Source organism: Streptomyces sp. A 4/2 (assembly GCF_940670765.1).
Taxonomy (GTDB): Bacteria; Actinomycetota; Actinomycetes; order Streptomycetales; family Streptomycetaceae; genus Streptomyces.
In genome coordinates this window covers 40414-61124 of sequence record NZ_CALNVW010000023.1, presented here as the reverse complement: position 1 = coordinate 61124, position 20711 = coordinate 40414, and the positions used below count along the sequence as shown (strand labels likewise).

The 20711-nt window shown below is 69.7% G+C and carries 19 protein-coding genes and 1 riboswitch; of the genes, 2 read left to right on the top strand and 17 right to left on the bottom strand.

Features of this window, described 5'->3' with window-relative positions:
- Positions 1–103 precede the first annotated feature (103 nt).
- The 13 genes from NBY69_RS17995 to NBY69_RS17935 all read right to left on the bottom strand — a co-directional run bounded on the left by NBY69_RS17995 (position 104) and on the right by NBY69_RS17935 (position 13217).
- Positions 104–1411 carry a cyclopropane-fatty-acyl-phospholipid synthase family protein gene (locus tag NBY69_RS17995; RefSeq protein ID WP_250302016.1) on the bottom strand — a complete coding sequence of 436 codons (1308 nt, stop codon included), beginning with the start codon at positions 1409–1411 and terminating at the stop codon, positions 104–106.
- 204 nt (positions 1412–1615) lie between these two features.
- A complete protein-coding gene (locus tag NBY69_RS17990) occupies positions 1616–2998 on the bottom strand; it encodes an NAD(P)/FAD-dependent oxidoreductase (protein WP_250302015.1) in 1383 nt (460 codons plus the stop codon).
- Positions 2999–3365: 367 nt separating this feature from the next.
- On the bottom strand, positions 3366–4283 hold the full coding sequence (locus NBY69_RS17985) for a Ppx/GppA phosphatase family protein (RefSeq protein WP_250302014.1): 918 nt from the start codon (positions 4281–4283) through the stop codon (positions 3366–3368).
- A gap of 110 nt (positions 4284–4393) precedes the next feature.
- Positions 4394–4927: a DUF501 domain-containing protein gene (locus NBY69_RS17980; protein WP_250302013.1), complete on the bottom strand. Its 534-nt coding sequence runs from the start codon at positions 4925–4927 to the stop codon at positions 4394–4396.
- Positions 4928–5050: 123 nt separating this feature from the next.
- Positions 5051–5527: a septum formation initiator family protein gene (locus tag NBY69_RS17975; protein WP_250302012.1), complete on the bottom strand. Its 477-nt coding sequence runs from the start codon at positions 5525–5527 to the stop codon at positions 5051–5053.
- A gap of 79 nt (positions 5528–5606) precedes the next feature.
- On the bottom strand, positions 5607–6896 hold the full coding sequence (gene eno / locus NBY69_RS17970; RefSeq protein ID WP_250302011.1) for a phosphopyruvate hydratase: 1290 nt from the start codon (positions 6894–6896) through the stop codon (positions 5607–5609).
- Positions 6897–7133: 237 nt separating this feature from the next.
- A complete protein-coding gene (locus NBY69_RS17965) occupies positions 7134–7886 on the bottom strand; it encodes a transglycosylase family protein (RefSeq protein ID WP_250302010.1) in 753 nt (250 codons plus the stop codon).
- Between the two features lie 3 nt (positions 7887–7889).
- A riboswitch (cyclic di-AMP (ydaO/yuaA leader) is annotated at positions 7890–8077 on the bottom strand.
- A 255-nt stretch (positions 8078–8332) separates the two neighbouring features.
- Entirely contained in the window at positions 8333–9235 is a 903-nt protein-coding gene (locus NBY69_RS17960) for a transglycosylase family protein (protein ID WP_308409489.1), read from the bottom strand.
- 194 nt (positions 9236–9429) lie between these two features.
- Entirely contained in the window at positions 9430–10713 is a 1284-nt protein-coding gene (locus tag NBY69_RS17955) for a cytochrome P450 (protein WP_250302008.1), read from the bottom strand.
- Between the two features lie 9 nt (positions 10714–10722).
- On the bottom strand, positions 10723–10875 hold the full coding sequence (locus tag NBY69_RS17950; RefSeq protein WP_250302007.1) for a hypothetical protein: 153 nt from the start codon (positions 10873–10875) through the stop codon (positions 10723–10725).
- A gap of 72 nt (positions 10876–10947) precedes the next feature.
- The gene (locus NBY69_RS17945) at positions 10948–11988 is read right to left on the bottom strand and encodes a nucleoside triphosphate pyrophosphohydrolase (protein WP_284348431.1); all 1041 of its coding nucleotides are present in this window, start codon (positions 11986–11988) and stop codon (positions 10948–10950) included.
- A 30-nt stretch (positions 11989–12018) separates the two neighbouring features.
- The gene (locus tag NBY69_RS17940; protein ID WP_250302006.1) at positions 12019–12669 is read right to left on the bottom strand and encodes a SurA N-terminal domain-containing protein; all 651 of its coding nucleotides are present in this window, start codon (positions 12667–12669) and stop codon (positions 12019–12021) included.
- Between the two features lie 116 nt (positions 12670–12785).
- The gene (locus NBY69_RS17935) at positions 12786–13217 is read right to left on the bottom strand and encodes a GtrA family protein (protein ID WP_250302005.1); all 432 of its coding nucleotides are present in this window, start codon (positions 13215–13217) and stop codon (positions 12786–12788) included.
- A 178-nt stretch (positions 13218–13395) separates the two neighbouring features.
- Here NBY69_RS17935 and NBY69_RS17930 point away from each other — a divergent pair, with 178 nt between their 5' ends.
- Entirely contained in the window at positions 13396–15948 is a 2553-nt protein-coding gene (locus NBY69_RS17930; protein ID WP_250302004.1) for a YfhO family protein, read from the top strand.
- Between the two features lie 103 nt (positions 15949–16051).
- Here NBY69_RS17930 and NBY69_RS17925 read toward each other — a convergent pair whose 3' ends face one another.
- The 3 genes from NBY69_RS17925 to NBY69_RS17915 form a co-directional block, all read right to left on the bottom strand.
- A complete protein-coding gene (locus NBY69_RS17925) occupies positions 16052–17503 on the bottom strand; it encodes an ATP-binding protein (RefSeq protein WP_250302003.1) in 1452 nt (483 codons plus the stop codon).
- Positions 17504–17564: 61 nt separating this feature from the next.
- The gene (locus NBY69_RS17920) at positions 17565–17990 is read right to left on the bottom strand and encodes a transcriptional regulator (RefSeq protein ID WP_250302002.1); all 426 of its coding nucleotides are present in this window, start codon (positions 17988–17990) and stop codon (positions 17565–17567) included.
- Positions 17987–18502: a hypothetical protein gene (locus NBY69_RS17915; protein WP_250302001.1), complete on the bottom strand. Its 516-nt coding sequence runs from the start codon at positions 18500–18502 to the stop codon at positions 17987–17989. The genes NBY69_RS17920 and NBY69_RS17915 overlap by 4 nt, the downstream gene beginning before the upstream one ends.
- A gap of 294 nt (positions 18503–18796) precedes the next feature.
- Between NBY69_RS17915 and NBY69_RS17910 the strand changes: the two genes are divergently transcribed.
- Positions 18797–20494 carry a chitobiase/beta-hexosaminidase C-terminal domain-containing protein gene (locus NBY69_RS17910; protein ID WP_250302000.1) on the top strand — a complete coding sequence of 566 codons (1698 nt, stop codon included), beginning with the start codon at positions 18797–18799 and terminating at the stop codon, positions 20492–20494.
- On the opposite strand, the gene NBY69_RS37655 is transcribed toward NBY69_RS17910, so the two are convergent.
- Complete coding sequence (locus NBY69_RS37655; RefSeq protein ID WP_374211296.1) at positions 20484–20660, bottom strand: DUF397 domain-containing protein; 177 nt, start codon at positions 20658–20660, stop codon at positions 20484–20486. The genes NBY69_RS17910 and NBY69_RS37655 overlap by 11 nt on opposite strands.
- Positions 20661–20711: the final 51 nt, after the last annotated feature.

The following is a 20711-nucleotide window of genomic DNA, read 5'->3' as shown; positions in this document are numbered from 1 at the left end:
GGGACAGTTTCGATGTCCCGGGGCCTCCCCGCCGTACGCCCGCCCGCGGCCGTCCCCGGGGGTCGGGTCCCCCGCGGATCAGCGACGGGCCGACAGCGGTACGTCAGTGCGTCCGGCGCCAGTCACGCGCCCGGCGCGGCAGCCCGGAGGCCCCGCTCTCCGGGGTCTTCACGGCCAGCACCTGGTTGACGCCGATCCGGTTGTGCTCGAAGGCGAGCGCCGAGGCCGCCATGTACAGCCGCCAGACCCTGGCCCGGCCCGGACTCGTCAGCCGGACCGCCTCCTGCCAGTTCGCCTCCAGCCTGGCCACCCACTCGCGCAGGGTCAGCGCGTAGTGCTCGCGGAGGGTCTCGACGTCACGGGCCTCGAAGCCCGCCTCCTCCAGGATCGACACGGTGCGGCCGAGCGGCGCGAGCTCCCCGTCCGGGAAGACGTACGCGTCGATGAACTCGTCGATCTCGTAGGCCGATTCGTCCGCCTCGGGGCGGCGGGCGATCTGGTGGTTGAGCAGCCGTCCGCCCGGCTTCAGCAGGGCGAAGACGTCGTCCGCGTACTCCCGGTAGCGCACCGAGCCGACGTGCTCGGCCATCCCGATGGACGAAATCGCGTCGTAGGGGCCGTCCCTGACGTCCCGGTAGTCCTGGACGCGGATCTCGATCCGGTCGGTCAGGCCCTCCTCGGCGATGCGCTTGCGCGCGTACGCCGCCTGCTCGCGGGAGAGGGTGACACCGGTGACCTGTACGCCGTACTCGCGGGCCGCGTGGATGGCCATCGAGCCCCAGCCGCAGCCGACGTCGAGCAGCCGCATGCCTTCCTTGAGCGCCAGTTTGCGGCAGACCAGGTCGAGCTTGTCGCGCTGGGCGGTCTCCAGGGTGGAGTCCTCGTCCCAGTAGGCGCAGGAGTAGACCATCGAGGGCCCGAGCACCAGCTCGTAGAAGTCGTTGCCCACGTCGTAGTGGTGGCTGATGGCCTGCTTGTCGCGGCGCTTGGTGTGGATCGTGCCGCGGCGGTTGCGGATCTCCTCGGGCGGCGGGGGCGGCGGGGGAAGCAGCCCGCCGATGTCCAGCAGCCCCCGGGCGGCGGCCCGCAGTTTCGGGTCGAGCAGCGGGTGGCGGGCCTTCTTGGTGTCCGCCTCGTCGTCGCCGCGCTCCCAGATCAGTCCGGCCAGCAGCCCGAGCGCGGCGTACAGATCACCGTCCACGTCGATCTCACCGGCCACCCAGGCACGGGCGAGTCCCAGCTCTCCCGGCTTCCACAACAGCCGCCTGAGGGCCCGGCGGTGACGGATCACCAGGACGGGTGTCCCCGGGGGCCCGGACTCGCTGCCGTCCCAGGCCCGGATACGGACCGGGAGCGGGGCTCCCAGCAGCTCCTCGGCAAGAGTGGTCAGCCGCAGCGCGGCGTCGGCCATGGCGCACACCTCCGTACAGATGGAAAAGGCTCAGCAGTTGGTAAACAACGCACACGTGCCGTCACAGTCCCAATACCACGTAACGGGACCGTAAAATCCATGGTCGATACATGTATATCTGTCCGGGAATGCCGAAGGGGCCGCTCGCACCACGGATGGCGAACGGCCCCTTCGGGCATGAACTGACGTGCTGGTGCTGCCCGGTCAGGCCTTGGCCTTCTCGGTCTCGGCCGGAACCGCGGCCGGACGGGGGGCCGGCTTGGCCGCCTCGTAGAACTCCTCGCGGGGAGTCTCCATGGCGCCGAGCGAGACCACCTCGCGCTTGAGGAACATCGCGAGCGTCCAGTCGGCGACGACGCGGATCTTGCGGTTCCAGGTCGGCACCGCGAGGCCGTGGTAGCCACGGTGCATGTACCAGGCGAGACGGCCCTTGACCTTGATCTTCATCTTGCCGACGACGATCATCGCGACACCCTTGTGCAGGCCGAGGCCCGCCACCGCACCCTTGTTGGCGTGCTCGTAGGTGCCCTGCGGGAAGCCGCGCATCCCGGAGATGACGTTGTCACCGAGGACCTTGGCCTGACGCAGCGCGTGCTGGGCGTTCGGCGGGCACCAGGCGTTCGGGTTGCCGGCCTTGCGGCCGACCATGTCCGGCACCTGGGCGTTGTCGCCCGCGGCCCAGATGTAGTCCGTGCCCTGCACCTGGAGCTTCTCGGAGGTGTCCACGTGGCCACGGGGACCGAGCGGCAGGCCGTAGCGGGCCAGTACCGGGTTCGGCTTGACGCCCGCGGTCCACACGAGGGTGTTGGCGTCGACCTCGAGGCCGTTGTTCAGGACCACATGGCCGTCGACGCAGGAGTCCATGCCGGTCTTGAGGTAGACCTCGACACCGCGGGACTCCAGGTGCTCCTTGCCGTACGCGCCGAGCTTCGGCCCGACCTCGGGAAGGATCTTGTCGGCCACGTCGACCAGCACGAAGCGCATGTCCTCGCGCTTGACGTTGGTGTAGTACTTGGCGGCGTCCCTGGCCATGTCCTCGACCTCGCCGATGGTCTCCGCACCCGCGAAGCCACCGCCGACGAAGACGAACGTGAGCGCCTTGCGGCGGACGTCCTCGTCGGTCGTCGAGTCAGCCTTGTCGAGCTGCTCCAGGACGTGGTTGCGCAGGCCGATGGCCTCCTCGACACCCTTCATACCGATGCCCTGCTCGGCGAGGCCGGGGATCGGGAAGGTACGGGAGACCGCGCCGAGCGCGATGATCAGGTAGTCGAAGGGCAGCTCGTAGGCCTCGCCGACGAGCGGCGCGACCGTGGCGACCTTGCGGTCCTGGTCGATCGTGGTGACTCGGCCGGTGAGAACCTCAGCCTTGGGCAGCACGCGTCGCAGCGGGACGACGACATGCCGAGGCGAGATGCTGCCGGCAGCAGCTTCGGGGAGGAAGGGCTGGTACGTCATGTACGAGCGCGGGTCCACGACCGTGACGGTCGCTTCGCCGTAGCGCATCTTCTTGAGAATGCGTCGAGCTGCGTACAGGCCTACGTACCCGCCTCCAACTACGAGGATCCTGGGACGCTCCGTGGTGCTCATGGCAACGAGTATCCACCTCCAGGAGGGGGGTACCTCGTGCGCCCCTTCACAAGGTCCTCGGGCGCCTCTGCTACACTGCGCGGCCCACGTGACGGAGATCATCCTCCCGCGAGGGAACCACTGCCCCGGAATGAACGTTGTTCACCCCTGCTGAGCTGGTAATCACTGGGCTGAGCCGAGTGGACCACTGCCGGATTTCACCCGCCCGCAACACCCACGACACTGCCCGTAATGCGCAGAACCGGGACCTGTGGGCCCCCGATAAGGACCAACGGCCCCGGATCTTCGGCCGACAGGCGCCAATTCCTTGTGAAGAACTTCACGAACTTTCCCGCGGAGGACCGACCGGACTGCCTCCAGGGGTCGTTCAGGTGAGCGACCAGGCGATCCCGTCGAGGATGTCGTGCTCGCTGACGACCACTTCCGAGGCCCCCGTGCGCTGCATGACGGCGTGCAGGATCATCGCCCCCGCCACGATCACGTCGACCCGCCCGGGATGCATCACGGGGATCGCCGCGCGCTCCTCGTGGGTCGCCGAGAGCAGCGAACCGGCGACCTCGGCGACCTGCCCGGCGGTGATCCGCGAGTGGTGGATCGCCGAGGAGCCGTACGTGTCGAGGCCCAGCGCGATGGCGGCGATCGTGGTCACCGATCCGGCGAGGCCGACGAGCGTACGGTCGCCCGTCAGCGGGACGGTCTCCGCGGCCAGGTCGAGCGCGTCGGCGATGTCGGCGCGGACCGCGGTGATCTCCCCGAGGGTCGGCGGGTCGTGCCGGACGTGACGTTCGGTCAGCCGTACGCAGCCGATGTCCACCGACCGGGCGGCACTGACGTGTTCACCACCGACGACGAACTCGGTCGAGCCGCCCCCGATGTCCACCACCAGGTATTCCCCGCCCTGCCCTGTCAGCTCCTTGGTGGCCCCGGTGAAGGAGAACTCGGCCTCCTGGTCACCGGTGATCACCTCGGGCTCGACACCGAGGATGTCCAGCACCCCGCTCACGAAGGCGTCGCGGTTCTCGGCGTCCCGGGAGGCGGAGGTGGCGACGAAGCGGAGATGCTTCGCCCCGTGGGCCTTGATGGCCTCGGCGTACTCCTTGCAGGCGGCGAAGGTCCGCTCCAGCGCCTCGGGCGCGAGGCGCCCGGTCCGGTCGACGTCCTGACCGAGCCGGACGATGGTCATCCGCCGGTCGAGATCGACGAGTTCACCGGTGGCGGGGTCGGCGTCGGCGATGAGCAGACGGATCGAGTTGGTACCGCAGTCGATGGCGGCAACGCGAGTCATGAGTACTCCTGCATCTGGCCCCTCCGGCAATTGAGGAGCGGGGGTCCGGATTCAAGCCCCTCCGGCGATTGAGGAGCGGGGGCCCGGGGCGGAGCCCCCGAACGAAACGCTCAGCCCTCGCCCGGCCCGCCGCACGGCGACACGCACGGCCCCTTGCGCCACCACTCCGGCAGCATCTCGATCGCCTCGTCCCCGAGCGGGTTCACGCCCGGCCCGGCGGCCAGCGAGTGCCCGACGAGCACGTGCAGACACTTCACCCGGTCCGGCATGCCGCCCGCGCTGGGGAAGCCCTCCAGGACCTCGATCGCGTCACGCCGTGCAATGTAGTCCTCGTGCGCCGCCCGGTACGCGGCGGCCAGTTCGGGGTCCGTACCGAGCCGCTCGGTCATCTCCTTCATGACCCCGTTCGCCTCCAGCGTGCCGATCGCGGAAGCCGCACGCGGGCACGTCAGGTAGTACGTCGTCGGGAACGGAGTGCCGTCCTCCAGACGCGGGGCGGTCTCGACGACGTCCGGGTTGCCGCACGGGCAGCGGTGTGCGATGGCGCGCAGCCCGCGGGGCGGGCGGCCGAGCTGCTCCTTGAACGCGGCGATGTCCGCGTCGGTGGGCTCGGTGCGGTCGGTCTGCGGAGGGGGCGTTTCCATGCCTGCCTTGGATCTGAGTGGCTGTCACTCGTGGGTCGTGAACCGAACGGTCATGAACGGATCGGCCATGAACGGATCGGCCAGGAACTCATCGGTCGGTATCTGAATCTGATCGGTCGTGCACTAGTGCGTCTTGTCGTGGTCGGCGCTGTCCACGCCGTCCCACAGGTTCGCGTACCAGGGCCGGTCGGCCGCCCCCTGCTTCTCGGGGCGCTGCGTGCGGGAGTCGGGGTCGACGACGATGTAGCTCGTCTCCCCCGGCCGCACGTAGTGCAGTTGCTCGCGGGCCAGCCGCTCCACGTACGCGTCGTCCTGGAGCCGGGCCTTCTCGTCCCGCAGCTCCTCCACCCTGGCCTTCGCGTCATGCACCTGACGTCGCTGGTCGGCGATGTCGTTGCGCTGCGACACGTACTGCCGCATCGGATACGCCAGGGCCACCACCAGCGTGCAGAGCACCATCAGCAGGACCGCCGCCCGGCCGGTGAGCCGGGGCCTGCGCGCCTGGCGCTTCGACTGGGAGCGGTAGACGCGGGCCGCGGTCTGCTCGCCGAGTGCCTTCAGTCTGGTCGCGGTGGAGAACCGGTCCCGGTTCCCTGCCATGCCGCCTCCCCGTGTACGCACGTCCGTCCCCGGACACGGTACGGGACCGGGTGCGAGGACGGACGGAGGCGGGAGCGGATCAGCTGGAGCGGAAGCGCGGGAATGCCGAACGGCCCGCGTACACCGCGGCGTCGTCCAGGATCTCCTCGATGCGCAGGAGCTGGTTGTACTTGGCGACGCGCTCGGAGCGGGCCGGGGCGCCGGTCTTGATCTGGCCGCAGTTGGTGGCGACGGCCAGGTCGGCGATGGTGACGTCCTCGGTCTCGCCGGAGCGGTGGGACATCATGCACTTGAAGCCGTTGCGCTGGGCCAGCTCGACGGCGTCCAGGGTCTCGGTCAGCGAACCGATCTGGTTGACCTTGACGAGCAGGGCGTTGGCCGAGTTCTCCTCGATGCCACGGGCCAGGCGCTCCGGGTTGGTGACGAAGAGGTCGTCGCCGACGATCTGGATCTTGGAGCCCAGCTTCTCGGTGAGGACGTTCCAGCCGGCCCAGTCGTCCTCGAAGAGCGGGTCCTCGATGGAGACCAGCGGGTACGAGGCGACGAGCTCCTCGTAGTACTCGGTCATCTCGGCGGCCGAGCGGGACTTGCCCTCGAACTCGTACGTGCCGTCCTTGTAGAACTCGGAGGCGGCGACGTCCAGCGCGAGCGCGATGTCCTTGCCCGGGGCGTAACCGGCTTCCTTGATGGCCTCGAGGATGAGGTCGAGGGCGGCGCGGTTCGACTCCAGGTTCGGCGCGAAGCCGCCCTCGTCACCGAGGCCGGTCGACAGACCCTTGGTCTTCAGGACCTTCTTGAGGGTGTGGTAGACCTCGGCGCCCCAGCGCAGGGCCTCGGAGAAGGACTCCGCACCGATCGGGGCGATCATGAATTCCTGGATGTCCACGTTGGAGTCGGCGTGCGACCCACCGTTCAGGATGTTCATCATCGGAACGGGCAGCAGGTGCGCGTTCGGGCCGCCCAGGTAGCGGAAGAGCGGGAGGTCCGAGGCCTCGGAGGCGGCGTGCGCCACGGCGAGCGAGACGCCGAGGATGGCGTTGGCGCCGAGCGAGCCCTTGTTCTCGGTGGCGTCCAGGTCGAACATCGCCTGGTCGATCAGCCGCTGCTCGGTGGCGTCGTAGCCGACGAGCTCCGGGCCGATCTGCTCGATGACGGCGAGGACGGCCTTCTCGACGCCCTTGCCCTGGTAACGGTTCGGGTCACCGTCGCGAAGCTCGATGGCCTCGAACGCACCGGTGGAAGCACCGGACGGAACTGCAGCACGACCCGTGCTGCCGTCGTCGAGGCCGACCTCGACCTCGACCGTGGGGTTACCTCGGGAGTCCAGGATTTCCCGGGCTACGACGACGTCGATCGACGGCACTAGCATCTCCTTCTGGGATGTGACGCTATGGGCGCAGGGTCTCTTTGGCCTTGCGACAAGAGCCTAACCGCCCAGGGCACCGCCACCGGCAGGGCGCCCGGCCCCTGGGACGAAAAAGGGCCCAAAAGCTCGTATTACGGTACGGAAGTCAGTGAAGTACTGACCAGTAGCCAAAAGACCCCGACCCGGCGCGTACGGGGGAGTCGCGCCGGGCCGGGGCGTTCAGGGGAGGAGAGCCGGGGATCAGCTCAGGTGAAGCTGCTGACCCGGGTAGATCAGGTCGGCGTCCTTCACGATGTTCTTGTTCAGGTCGTACAGCTTCTGCCAGCCACCGGGGGTGTGCGCGGCGGCGGCGATCTCGCTGAGGGTGTCGCCGGCCTTGACCTTGTACTCGCCGTCGCCCTTCTGGATCACGACCGGGGCGGCGTGGCGGGGAGCGGCGTGGCGGGGGGCGGCCTGCTTCGGGGCAGCCTGCTTCGGGGCGGCCTTCGTGGTGGTGCGGGCCTCGCCGCGCGAAGCGGTCTGCTGCTCGCCGCGGCTGCTCTGCTGGCTGGTGCTGGAGCTGGCGCTGGAGCTGCCCGAGTGGCTCGACGTGGAGGTGTTGACGCCCGGGTCGACACCGTCGTTGCTCAGGTTTCCGGCACCGGCGCAGGACCAGGCACCCGGGCCCTGGATGGCGAGAAGCTTCTCGGCCACGGCGATCTGCTGGTCCTTGGTGGCCAGGTCGGCACGCGGGGCGTACTGCGTACCACCGGCGGCGGCCCAGCTGGAGGCGGAGAACTGGAGCCCACCGTAGTAACCGTTGCCCGTGTTGATGGACCAGTTGCCGCCGGACTCGCACTGCGCGACGGCGTCCCACGTGGAGACGGAAGCGGCGGAGGCCGAGGTCGCGCCCAGCAGCGGCACGGCTACGGCCGCACCGGCGACACCGGCGAGCGTGGCGATGCGGACGGCCTTGGAGGGGCGACGGTGCTTGGACTTGCTGGAAAACAGCATGGGGACTCTCCTCACCGACGCCTACGAGGTGAGCTGTCGGGTTCGGGCCAATGAGTTGCCCGGCTGCGCGACCTAGCGCACAGCTTCACCCCAAGCCGGTTCCAGTTCGTACCGTTCGCTGACTCACGAACGGACGGCCGGCCCCGGCGCTTACCTGGGTCCCCCGCTCCTGCCTACGGCGCTTTACGCGTCGACTGTTTCCCCTCGACCGATGGCAGGATTCGGCGTGGCGATCGAAGAGGCCCGCGGTGCGAGCGGTCTGACAAAAACACAGGACTCTCCGATATTCAAAGATGACCATGAAGGGCGGAACGCCCTGGTTTACAACCCCCCGCATCCTGTTTTCGCAGGTGAGGGGCGGCGCACGCCGGGCGGACAGTCTGGACATTCAGCAAGTCGAACGAGAGCCATGTCTCACTCGAACGAAGCGGACATAGCCCCGCGAACTACCCTTGTTTTTGGTCGAGATCAAGGCTCTGGCCAGGAACGATGTGGTCCGGGTCGGCGCCGACCGTCCGCTGGTTCGCCTCATAGAGTGCGGGCCATCCGCCGGGCAGATCGTGCGCTTCCGCGATCGCCCAGAGGTTGTCACCCTCGCGGACGGTGTAAGTGCCGTCCGTACGGGCGGTATCGCGAGCCGGACCGGCGGAGCGCGAGGCGTGGCGGCCGGAATCGTCACGGCCGACACCCGCACCGTCCTGCGCCTCACCGCCACGGTGCCTGCCCGCCGTTCCCCCCTGACCGGATCCCGTGGCACCCTCAGGCGCCGACGTGGAGCCGGAAGGTGAGCCGGAGTCAGAGCCGGAGGGGTTCGCAGAGTCGGACGGTCCAGAAGAATGGGACTTACTTGATGAACCGGACTTATTTGATGAACCGGGTGAAGTGGGTGAAGCGGGCGAACCGGGCGATGCGGCCGAAGCGGAGCCCTTCGATCGCGGCGCCGAGGCCGAGGACTTCGGTGCGGGCGTAGCCGGATCCGAAGCGGAATCGGTCGCCGAGGGCGTGGGGCTCGCGGTGTCCGGAGCGCCCGGATCCACGGACGGGGTCGCGGTGTCACTCTCCGTCAGGCCCGAGATGTCCGCGCAGCTGGCCCAGGGCTTCGAACCCTCGGCCGCGAGGACCTTCTGCGCCACGGCTATCTGCTGGGCCCGGCTGGCGAGGTCGGGGCGGGCCGCGTACTGCGTGCCGCCGTACTGGTCCCAGGTCTTCTGCGAGAACTGGAGCCCGCCGTAGGCCCCGTTGCCGAGGTCGGCGCTCCAGAGGCCGCCGCTCTCGCAGAGCGCGACCCGGTCCCAGGTGGAGGCGTCGGCGGCGTGCGCCCCGGTCGCGGCCAGCAGTGGAAGGGCCATGGCGGAGCCCGTGACTCCTGCCGCTACGACAAGAGCTGGAGCCTGACGGGGGCGGCGGTGCCGACCGTTCCCGGTGCGCATGCGGTGGCCTTCCGTGTGACGGATGAGTCGAGGGGTGAACGTAGCCGTACTCGAACGTCAGTCACAAGTCGATGCAGCGCAGATCACGTGAATGTCACATCCTTGACGGTGCGTCACTTCTGGCTGGGGCCGAACTCCACCGGAAGGGTGCGCAGTCCGCGCATGATGAGCCCGCCGCGCCACCGCAAATCGCCAGGTTCCCCCGCAAGTCGCAGGTCCGGCAGCCGCCGCAACAAGGTGGCCAGCGCGGTCTGTGCCTCCAGTCTGGCCAGGGGGGCGCCCAGGCAGTAGTGGATGCCGTGGCCGTAGCCGAGGTGCTGGTTGTCGGTGCGGGAGAGGTCCAGGGTGTCGGGCTCGGTGAAACGCTCGGGGTCCCGGTCCGCGGCGGCCAGGACGACGAGCACCGGATCGCCCTCCGCGATCGTCTGCCCGCCCAGTTCCAACTCCTCGGTGGCGTACCGCCAGGTGGCCAGCTCGACCGGGCCGTCGTAGCGCAGAAGTTCCTCGACCCCGGTGGCCAGCAGCTCCGTCTCGCCCGCGGCCAGGGACGCCTGGAGCCGTGCGCGCTGGTCCGGGTTGCGCAGCAGGGCGTACACGCCGTTCCCGATGAGGTTGACGGTTGTCTCGAACCCGGCGAAGAGCAGGATGAACGCCATCGCCGCCGCCTCGTTCTCCGTCAGGTGCTCACCGTGGTCGCTCGCCCGGATCAGCCCCGAGATGAGGTCGTCGCCCAGGTCCTCCCTCTTACGGTGGATGAGTTCGGCCAGGTAGTTCCGCATCTTCTTGACGGCCCGTCCGACCCCGCCGCGCGGGCCGCCGCCGTGCCGGATCATCATTCCCGCCCAGTCCCGGAAGTCGTCCTGGTCCTCGCGCGGGACGCCGAGCAGATCGCAGATGGCGTAGATGGGGAGCGGGAAGGCGAACTCATGGATGAGGTCCGCCTCCCCCTTCTCTCCCTCCCCCTTCTCCGCATCCGCCTTTTCCAGGAAGGCGTCGATCAGCTGGTCCGTCAGTTCCTGCACGCGCGGCGCGAAGAGCGCCACGGTGCGCGGGGTGAAGGCCTTCGAGACGAGGCGCCGCAGCCGGGTGTGGTCCGGCGGGTCGATGTTCAGCAGATGCGTCATCAGGTCCGCCTTGCGCTCCCCCGGGATGCCGGTCTTGCCCTTGGCGTGCGGGGACTCGGCGTGGTGCGCGGGGTTCTTCGACAGCCGGGGTTCGGCGAGGGCGCTGCGGGCGTCCGCGTACCGCGTCACCAGCCAGGCCTCCACGCCGCTGGGCAGCGCGGTCCGGTGCACGGGGGCGTGCTCGCGCAGCCAGGCGTACGCGGGGTACGGATCGGTGGCGAACTCCCAGGTGAAGAGGGCGGGGGTGGGGCCTGCGGCAGTCTCGTCGGTCACGTCTCGACGTTAGACGGGCCTGTCTCCGTCTGCTGCATCGCGTCCGGGGGCGGTGCCGCTGTCGAGCTGGGCGAGGGTGTCCGCCGCATGGATGCTGCCCGCGTCCGCGGCCCTGTGGTACCACTTCCTCGCCTCGGCCCGGCCGTCCCCCCGCGTACCCATCTCTCCCCCACCTCACCGGCGTCCTGCCGACCACGTGACGACCTCACCCGCGACAGCGAGCGCGTGAGGTGGTTACCCGTCAACTCCCGCTTCGGCGGCCCGGATCGCGTCCCGGTACGCACGCGCCGCGGCCCGCAGCGCGGACTCCGGTTCGGTGCCTTCCGCCTCGGCCCGTGCGGCGAGTGCGAGCAGTTGGTAGCCGACGCCCTCCCCCTGCGGCAGCGGAACGTCCAGTCCCCCGGCGCGCACCCGCGAGCTGAGCTTCGCCGCGAGGGCCAGCGCGGGCTGGCCGACCGGAACACCGTCGGTGACCGAGACCCGCTGCTTCTCGATCGCCTTGGTGCGGTTCCAGTGCGCGTGGACGTCCTCGGCGGTCAGCGCCGTCTCGTCGCCGAACACATGGGGGTGGCGCCGGACGAGCTTGTCGACGAGGCCGCCCGCGACGTCGTCGATGGAGAACGGCTCGTCCCCTTCTTCCCCGCTCGCCTCCTCCGCGATCCGCGCGTGGAAGACGACCTGGAGCAGTACGTCGCCCAGCTCCTCGCGCAGTTCCTCGCGGTCGCCGTCCTCGATCGCCTCGACGAGTTCGTACGCCTCCTCGATGAGGTACTTCGCCAGCCCCCGGTGGGTCTGCTGCGAGGTCCACGGGCACTCGCGGCGCACCCGGTCCATCACCTGGACGAGGTCGAGCAGGCGCGCGCCCGGCAGGTCGTACGAGCCGGGCAGCAGCTCCAGGTCCGGCATCCGCACCCGGCCGCTGCCCGCGAGCCGGGCGAGACCGTCGGTCAGTGGCCGGTCGCCCTCGCCGGAGGGGAGGACCACGACCGTACGGCCGCCCGCGCACTCCTCGACGAGCCGGTGCGCGTCGGGCGACGCGTGCTCGACGGTGACGCCCGCCTCCCGCAGGTACGGCAGCTGGGGGTGGGTCTCGTCCCCACACAGCACCCGGTCGGCGGCGTGCAGCAGTTGCCAGGCGGGCCAGGACAGCAGCCCCGGCGCGACACGGTGGCTGGTGGTCAGCAGCACGATGCGGCCGGTGGCGCCGTCGGGGCTTTCCGGACCGGCGGGGACGGAGGCGGCGTCGGAGGCGTTCGGGGTGTCTTCAGCGGTCACCCCTCGAACGTACCCCGCCGGCCGGAGGCCCTACGCCCCGGTCTGGATGCCCTGCCCCTTGGCGGTCTGCGCGATCCACGGTGCCTGGTACTCGCCGAGCTGGCTCTTCTTCGCGTTCCAGACCCCGTAGCGGGGATTGACGTCGACCCCCATGGCCTTGGAGGTCTTCGCCATCGCCTGGAGCACCACGGTCTGCCCGGCCGAGGTACCGAGGTCGGCGCCCAGCTGCTGGGCCAGCTTCGACGCGGTGACCTGCTCCTGGAGCGCCGCGTCGATCTGGCTGGGGGCCACGCCGTTCTGCTGGAGGTAGACCTGCTGGAGCCGCTGCTCGCTGCCCGCCTGCTTGGCGAGCTGGTCCCGCGCGTCCTGCACGTCCTTGCGGGTGACCTTGACCCCGGCGTCCGCCGCGGCCCTGGCGAGCACCCGGTCGAAGATCATGCCGCCGAGCTTCATTCCGCTGAGGTTGTTGCTGCTCTTGATCATCTCGGCGGCCTGCGGGGACTTGTTCTGGGCGTCGCGCACCTCCTTCACCTGCGCCTGGACGGCAGCGACCGTGATCCGGTCCTTGCCCACGACGGCTGCGGCCCCGGGATGCGCCTGACTGCCGCAGGCGGCGAGGAGCGGGGCTGCGCCGAGGAGCGCGGCGGATACGGAGAGCGCAGTGCGACGGCGGCGGTGCAAAGGAGCCTCCTGGCGGCGAGTTTGTGCAGACATCGGTGCGGGTGCCCGGCGCCCCCGGCAAGGGGGTTCAGGGCCTGGCGACGAGCGGGTAGCACAAGGCCTTGCGGTGATCGATGTTAGGCATTCGGCGTGGCGGGGGCCACTGGTTCGACCAACGATTCGGAGGCTTCCGGGTTGTCGGGGCGGAGCATGATCGTCCGTGAGATGACGAAAGTGAGCGGAATGGCCGCCGCGGCGGCGACCAGCGGCGCGTAGTGCGGGCCGAGGTGGGCCAGGTCCACCAGGACGTAGACACCGCCCGTCGTGATCACGAAGTTCGCCACGTTCGTCAGCGGGAACAGCAGGAACTTCCGCCAGGTCGGCCGGATCCGGTAGGTGAACCGGGCGTTCATGAAGAACGAGCCGATCATGCTGAGGCAGAACGCGAGGGTGTGCGCGGCGAGATAGGGCAGCTGGGTGAGGAGCAGCAGGTAACAGCCGTAGTACGTGGCGGTGTTCACCCCACCGACCAGCGCGAAGCGGACCAGCTGGGCGATCGGGGCGGTCATCTGCGTACAGCTCCAGGAGGCAGGGGTGAGGGGCGACCCCTCTCGGTGAAGTCAGGGAGAGGCAGCCCTTCTCGGTGAAGTCGGGAGGGGCAGCCCCTCCCGGTGAAGTCGGGGCGACGGTTCGGTGAACTCCCCGCACTACGGGCCAATTCAGCCGATTCCTTGCCATATTCGACGGATGACGTTCCGCCGTAGGGCCCTGCCGCCCCGCCTCCGCGCCACCGTACTGGCGACGCTGCTCACCGTACTGGCCGTGTGCACCGGTGATGCCGCCGCCCGTATCTACCCGTACGGCCCGCGCCACCGCAGCGTCAGCGACCTGGGCAATCAGTACGTCCCCTTCCACGCCCACCTCCAGGACCTGCTGCACGGCCGGGCCGACGGCGGGCTGTTCGTCAACTGGCAGTCCGGGTTCGGGATGTCCTTCCTGCCCGACCTGGGGACGTATCTGAGCAGCCCGTTCGCCCTGGTCGTCGGCTTCTTCCCGAAGGACCGGGTGGATCTCGCTCTGTACGTCGTGACCCTGCTCAAGATGGCGGCGGCCTCGGCGGCGATGGCCTCGCTGCTCCTCACCCTGCGGCCCGGCCGCTGGTGGGCGGCCGGGCTGCTCGGTGCCTCGTACGCGCTGTGCGGCTGGTCGGTGCTGGAGGCGTCGTACAACCCGATGTGGCTGGACGGGCTGATCGCCTTCCCGCTGCTGTGCCTGGTCGGCGAGTGGGCGAGGGAGAGCCGCCGGCCGCTGCTGGGACCGGTGGTGGTGGCGCTGGCCTGGACGGCGAACTTCTACACCGCGTACATGGCGACGATCGGCGCCGCGCTGGTGCTGGTGGTGCGGCTGCTCCTGGAGAGCGGCTCCGGGGAGGCAGCCGGGGCAGTCGGGGCGGGTGCGCGGATACGGATACGCGCGCTGCTCCGCGCCGCCCGGACCGTACTCCTCGGCATCGCGCTCGCCGCGCCCCTCCTGTACCCGGTGTTCCTCGGGACCGAGCAGGCCTACCCGGGCTGGACAAGGGAGTTCACACCCGCGTCCTGGACGGACCTGTTCGCCCGGACGCTCCCCGCGACGTACAGCTTCTCCACCCCCGCGCTCTTCCTCGGCACCGGCACCCTGCTGCTCGTCTTCGCGCTGGCCTTCCACCGGGCGGTGCCCGTCCGGGAACGCGCCGCCTGGACGGGGCTCGTGGTCCTGGTCGCGCTGTCGTTGCAGTGGAAGCCCACGCATCTGTTCTGGCACCTCTTCGCGACACCGAACGGCAGCCCGTACCGGCAGACGTTCGTCCTCAGCGGGCTGCTGGTCATCGCGGCCTGGACCGCGCTCTCGTACGGTCTGCCGGACCGGCGCGCGCTGCTCGGGGGGTGCGGGGTGCTGGCCGTGATCGGCGCGGTCGCGGCGTCCTCCCGGATCGTCACCGTGTTCACGTACCCGCTCCTCGTGCTGGGCCTGGCGGCCCTGGCGGGCGGCCTGCTGGTACTGGCGCGGGCCACCGGCCGGCGGGGGATGGTGGCGCTGGGGGTGCTGCTGCTGGCGGCCTCGCAGGCGGGGCAGGCGGCGGCGACGACGGCCTACGCGGACCGGGTCCGGATCCACCGCCTCGACGACTACGCCCCCTGGGGCCGCCATCTGGACCAGGAGGCGGCGGCGGTCGCGAAGGCGGACGGCTGGCCGCGCTACCGCACCGACCCGGGGCGCGAACAGACCACCGGGAACGACCCGTTGCTGGTCGGCGGGCAGGGGGCTTCGTACTACAGCAGCATGACGCCGGACGTGTACACGCGGACGATGGCGGCGCTCGGCGACGGCTGGACCTCGCGCGGGCGGAACATCCAGTCGCTGGACAACCCGGTCACCGACGCGATCTTCTCGGTGGGCGCACGGGTGCACTCGTCACCGGACGACTCGTCACCGGACGGGACCCGGCCGCCGACCGTGACCCGGGCCGAGGTCCCCCCACTGGTGACGGTGCGCCCGCCGGGTCCGGTACCGCACTTCGGCCGCTCGCCGTTCCGCAACCAGGAGGCGCTGCTGGGCGCGTCCGTATATACGTATGCCGCCGCGTGCCCGGCGGGCAGTGAGGTCTACTACTCGGCGCCGAACTTCACGGGCACGGTGCGCCTGGGCCCGACGGAGGTGGCGCTGAACGGCGGCCAGAAGGGCCGACGGGCGGCCGTGCAGCCGATGGGGACGGCGCCGGGCGGGGTCGCGGTCACGCCGGGAGGTGCGGCGATCACCACGTCCGGGGAGAGGGACACGCCGCATGGGGAGACGGTCACACCGCACGGTGAGACCGTCACGCCGCACGGGGAGGCGGGATCGTCGCCGCACGGGGAGACGGGCTGCCTGTCGAAGGCACGGCTGGCGCGGGCAGTGGCCCATCTGAAGGCCACCGGAGCGACCTCGGTCACGGTGACGGACGACTCGATCCGCGCCCAACTCCCCCCGAGCTCCAGGGGAACAGCCGTCCTTGCCATGCCGAGCATCCCCGGCTGGCAGTGCCGCACCGGAAACGGCCCCGACCACCTGGCAGGCTCCTACCTGGGCCTGGTGTCCGTACCCCTGAACGGCCGGGCAACGACGGTGAGTTGCACGTTCCGGCCACCGGGACTGCGGGCGGGGTCGGCGGCGGGAGCACTGGCGGTACTGGTGCTGGCGGGAAGTGCGGTCGTACGGCGGGCAGTTCGGGCGCGGCGCAGCGGCGGGGGCAGCACGCTGACACTCGCGGGACCGGCCTGAGGCGGGCGTCGACCTGAGGCAGGCATCGACCTGAGGCAGGCATCGACCTGAGGCAGGCATCGACCTGCGGCAGGCATCGACCTGCCCGCCCAAGGCCGGTGCGTCAGCTCTGCCAGGCAGCAAGCAGGTCCGCCGGACCGAGCGCCACGTCCGGCCGCACCCCGTCGGCCAGGCCGGCAGGGCACACCGCCAGCAACTGGGCGGTGTCGGCGCCGGGCACATGGTGCCGCGCTTCGGCGAGATGAGCGAGGTCCCGGGCGCCGAACTGCTTGTTCCCACGCCACTTCACCGAGCCGACCAGCAGCGCCTTCTTCCCGGCTGCCGCTGGAAGAACGATGTCGTACTCCGTGCTGTTGTCACGGTTCCACCAGCTGCCGGCCTGCCCTGCGCCCTCCAGGCCGGGCAGGTCGGGGCCGAGGCGCGACACGGCGTCCTGGACGAGTGGTTCGACGGCCCGCCCGCGCCAGCTCAGCCAGCCGCGGTCGAACGCGCTGCGGGCGATGTCCGGCCGCCCCCGTGCGATGTGCGGCAGTTGCTCCTCGACGAATCGGAACCAGAAGCGGAGACAGGGATCGGCGATGCGGTAGCGGCGCAGCTTGCTGTTCGCGCCGCTCCCGACGGGGACGTCGACGGTCACCACGCCCTTGTCGGAGAGAACCCTTATGGCACGCGTCACCGCGGTCTGCGCGGTGGAGTCAGCTCCGGGGAGCCGGCCCACGACCTGGTTGAACGTACTGGAGCCGATCTCGGTGCCCCCGATGACGGAGAGCACCCTCCTGGCCTGCTGCGCATCGGGGAATTCGGAGTCGAGGGAGCGTTGCCCCATGACCGCGAGATCGCTGTTCTCGTCGCCGAGCTGCTCGTGAACGAACGCGGTGGTGCTCTCCGCGCGCGCCCGGTCGGCGACCAGTCGGGGGTAGCCGCCGGTGACCAGCGCGGTGTCGAACGCGGCGACGGCGTCCGCTTCGGTACCGACTCCAGCACTCAGCGCTTCAGCGCATTCGGCAGGGTTGAACGGCGAGATCGTCTGGTTCTTCGCCCGCCCGTACAGCGGCCGGTCGTGCTCGGTCAGCCGCTCCATCATCGTGACGTCCGAGCCGATCAGCACGAAGAGCACGGGAGTGTGCTCCAACTGGCGGTCCCAGGCGTTCTGCAGCTGTCCTTCGAGCGACGGATCGGCCGCCGCCGCCCACGGGAATTCGTCGACGACCACGACGGAGGGCGTGTCCCGACAGGCCACAGCGATCCGGCCCAGCGCGTCCCGCCAGTCCGTCGGCGGCGCGGCGAAGAGGGAATCCGCGTCCTTCAGCGGGGTGGTCGACGTACGCATGTCGGCGACGAGGGTCTGCAGCTGAGCTGCGGGGGCCGCGTTCTTGACGGCGGTGAAGTAGAGATACGGCAGTCCGGACTGTTCCACGAACCGGGTGAAGAGCCGGGACTTCCCGACCTGTCGTCGCCCGCGAACGGCGAGCAGCTGACCGGTGCCGGTGTCGCGGATACGGTCCAGTCGGCGGCCGAGGTCGTCGAATACGTACCGGCGTCCGTAGAAGTCCACGCCCGCTCACCTTCCGTCAGCCCCCGTAACATACATCGACGTATCATACATCGATGTATGTTTACTGGCGGGCTTGTCCCGCCCGCTCCGCCTGCCCCCTGGCGCCCACCTCGCGGGCCGCGGCGGCGATGTTCTGCAGCGCAGCGATATGCCCGTCGAGCGCGTGCCGTCCGGCCGGGGTGAGAGACAGCCAGGTCCGGGGCCGCTTGCCGACGTAGCCCTTGCGGGCCGTGAGGTATCCGGCGGCTTCCAGCGCGGAGGAGGTCTTGCTGAGGACGGAGTCGGAGACCTGGCAGCCGTCGCGTACGGCGGCGAACTCTGCCTCGTCGCAGGCGGAGAGGAAGGCCGCGACAGCCAGCCGGGTGGGGTGATGGATCGTCTCGTCGAGAGCCGGGCGATCATCCGGCGTCGGGCCATCATCCGGCGTCGGGCCATCATCCGCCCCCAGACTGCCATCCGGCCCCGGAGGTCTGCCGTCGGTGGTCACACGAGCTCCCCGAGCTTCTGCTTGATCGCGGCGTTGCGTACGACGCAGACGCACCACACGCCGAGCCCCCACAGGGTGAACACCGTTATACGCGTTGCACCCGCACCCAGTCCGGACAGCGAGCACACCACCCACGCCACGACACCCGCAGCAACAGCGACCAGCAGCCCGAGCCAGCGCTGCCTGAGACGCGAGGACAGGGACCGGCTCACCTGAACCCTCGCCGCACGCTTCACGGCCACGGCGAGCGCGATGACGACCGCCAGACCTCCGAGCGACAGCACGAGCGACAGCAGCGCGCCCCACGCGCCCTTGCTCCCGGCCCAGGCCTCCCCCGCGGCAGGCACGATCAGGGCTGCCGCTGCGGCCGGGCCGTACCAGGCGGGCATCAGCCGCGAGTTCAGGGCGGCCCGCTCCCTGGCCACATCGATGTTCCGCAGGGCGTCCGTCGCGCCGTCGACGGTGATGGCCACGCCCTGTGCAGGTGCGGGGTTGTCCTCGTGCATCGTCATCACGCGCTCCGGTTCCTGTCCCTCGTACGCCGGACGTGCATCCGGCCTGGCGTTTTTCATCCTGGCACATACTTTCCAGGATGGAAAGTGAAGGTCCGGCGCCCCCTGGCACGGCCACCACCCGCACCACCGACCCCAGGGGCGGGACGTTCACGGTCGCTTCACTGCGGGGACCACGGAACGCCCCCTTTCTGCTGGCATGCGCGCCCTAATCTCTTGGTTCAGACCGGTTACCAATCCGTTACCTGCATTCGTATCCGTATCCGTATCCGCACCAGCGACAAGGAATCCCCCGTGAGATTCGCGCCCCTCGCGATTGCCGTGGCCTCCGTCACGCTCGTCTCCCCCGTACTCGCGCACGCCGACGCAAAGCCCACGCCTGCTTCCTCCTCCGCATCCGCCTCCACCTCTGCCTCCGCCTCCACGGGCCACGCCATAGCCGCGCCCACCATGAGCGTCCCGGGCGGTCGTTACACGAAGGCCGTCTCCGTACAGCTGAAGTCCGAGCGCGGAACCGTCGTCCGCTACACCCTCGACGGGACCACCCCCACGAACACGAGCCCCGCGTACACCCCCGGAAAGCCGCTACGGATCAGCAAGGACACCAACCTGACGGCCGCCGCCTTCGACGGGAAGAACGGGAAGAGCGGGAAGAACGGAAAGACGTCGAGCCCCGCGGTCTCGGCCGGCTACCTCATCAAGACCAAGGAGGAGCCGGTCGCCAAGCTCGTGATCATGTCCGACGTCCACACGGGCAGTCACGCCACCGGCGACGCGCGCTACAACGCCTTCTTCAACACCATCGGTTCGATCTTTCCGCAGCCCGACGCCATCCTGTCCAACGGCGACATGATCAACGACAACGGTGACGGCCACGGCCCCGACCACAAGGCCGTGGCGGAGATCTTCGAGGCGAACCTCGCCCGCAAGGGCATGACCGACACCCAGCTGCTGATCTCCAACGGCAACCACGACGCCAGCCTCGCAGCGATCCGCGCCGGATACCCCCGCGAGTGGTTCCCGGACAACGGCGGCGGCTACTACGAGTCGAACGTCAACGGCGTGCACCTCTTCACCGTCAACACCGAGACGTACAACTCCGACACCGCACAGCGCGACTGGCTCAAGAAGCGGCTGACGCAGATCACCGCCAACCCGGCCAGCATCAACAAGCCGATCCTCATCCAGGGCCACCGGCCCGCCACCGGCAGCACCGTAATGGACGACCAGCAGACGTCCAACCCGCTGCTCACCCAGGACCTGTCCGCGTTCCCGCAGGCCGTCTACTTCAGCGGCCACTCGCACCTCAACATCAACGACGAACGGTCCATCGCCCAGAAGGACTTCACCGCCGTCAACGACGGCTCGATGTCCTACGTCGAGGTCGACCACGGCTACCAGGCCATCACGGACACCGGCCTGGCCGACCGCTTCGAGGCGACCACCGCGCAGGCCCTCTTCGTCGAGGTCTACAAGGACCGCACGGAGATCGCGCGCGTCAACATGGCCGCCGACAAGCACGACATCTACCAGGGCGGCGAATGGTCGGCGAACCCGAACCCGCCGTACTCCAGCTCCGGAACGCTCAGCGGACCGACCTGGACCCTCCAGCTCAAGGGCAGGACCAACCAGGAGATCAAGAAGAACTTCCGCTACACCGCCACCGCCCGCAACACCGTCGCCCCCAAGTTCACGGCCCAGCAGCCCCTGACGGCCGTCCGGACCGACGCCGGAGGCACCGCGCTGCGGATCCAGCAGGCCAAGGACGACCAGATGGTCCACCACTACAACGTCGACATCACCGACAAGGCCACCGGCAAGAAGGTGCTCTCCACCAAGATCCTGTCCGAGTACTACTTCATGCCCCGCCCCAACACCCTTGACGTCCCTGTTGCGGCGGTCACGGCCGGCGGTAAGTACACGGCCCAGGTCGTCGCCGTCGACACGTACGGGAACGCCTCCCGGCCCGCCTCGCTGAACTTCAGCAAGTAGCACCAGGCACGGCGGCGTACGTCACGAACTCTGCCCACGAATCCCGGGCGAAGTCGAGGCGTGCGCCGCCCTTGTCCTTCGAATCACGCACGTGGACAGCGGCAGGCGCGGCTGCGACCTCGATCCAGTCGTTGTTGTCGCCAGTGCTGTGACCGGGATGGTTCACCGTGGTCGGGAGACGGCTCACGGACGAGCGCGGTCCGCGAGGCGACTGGTA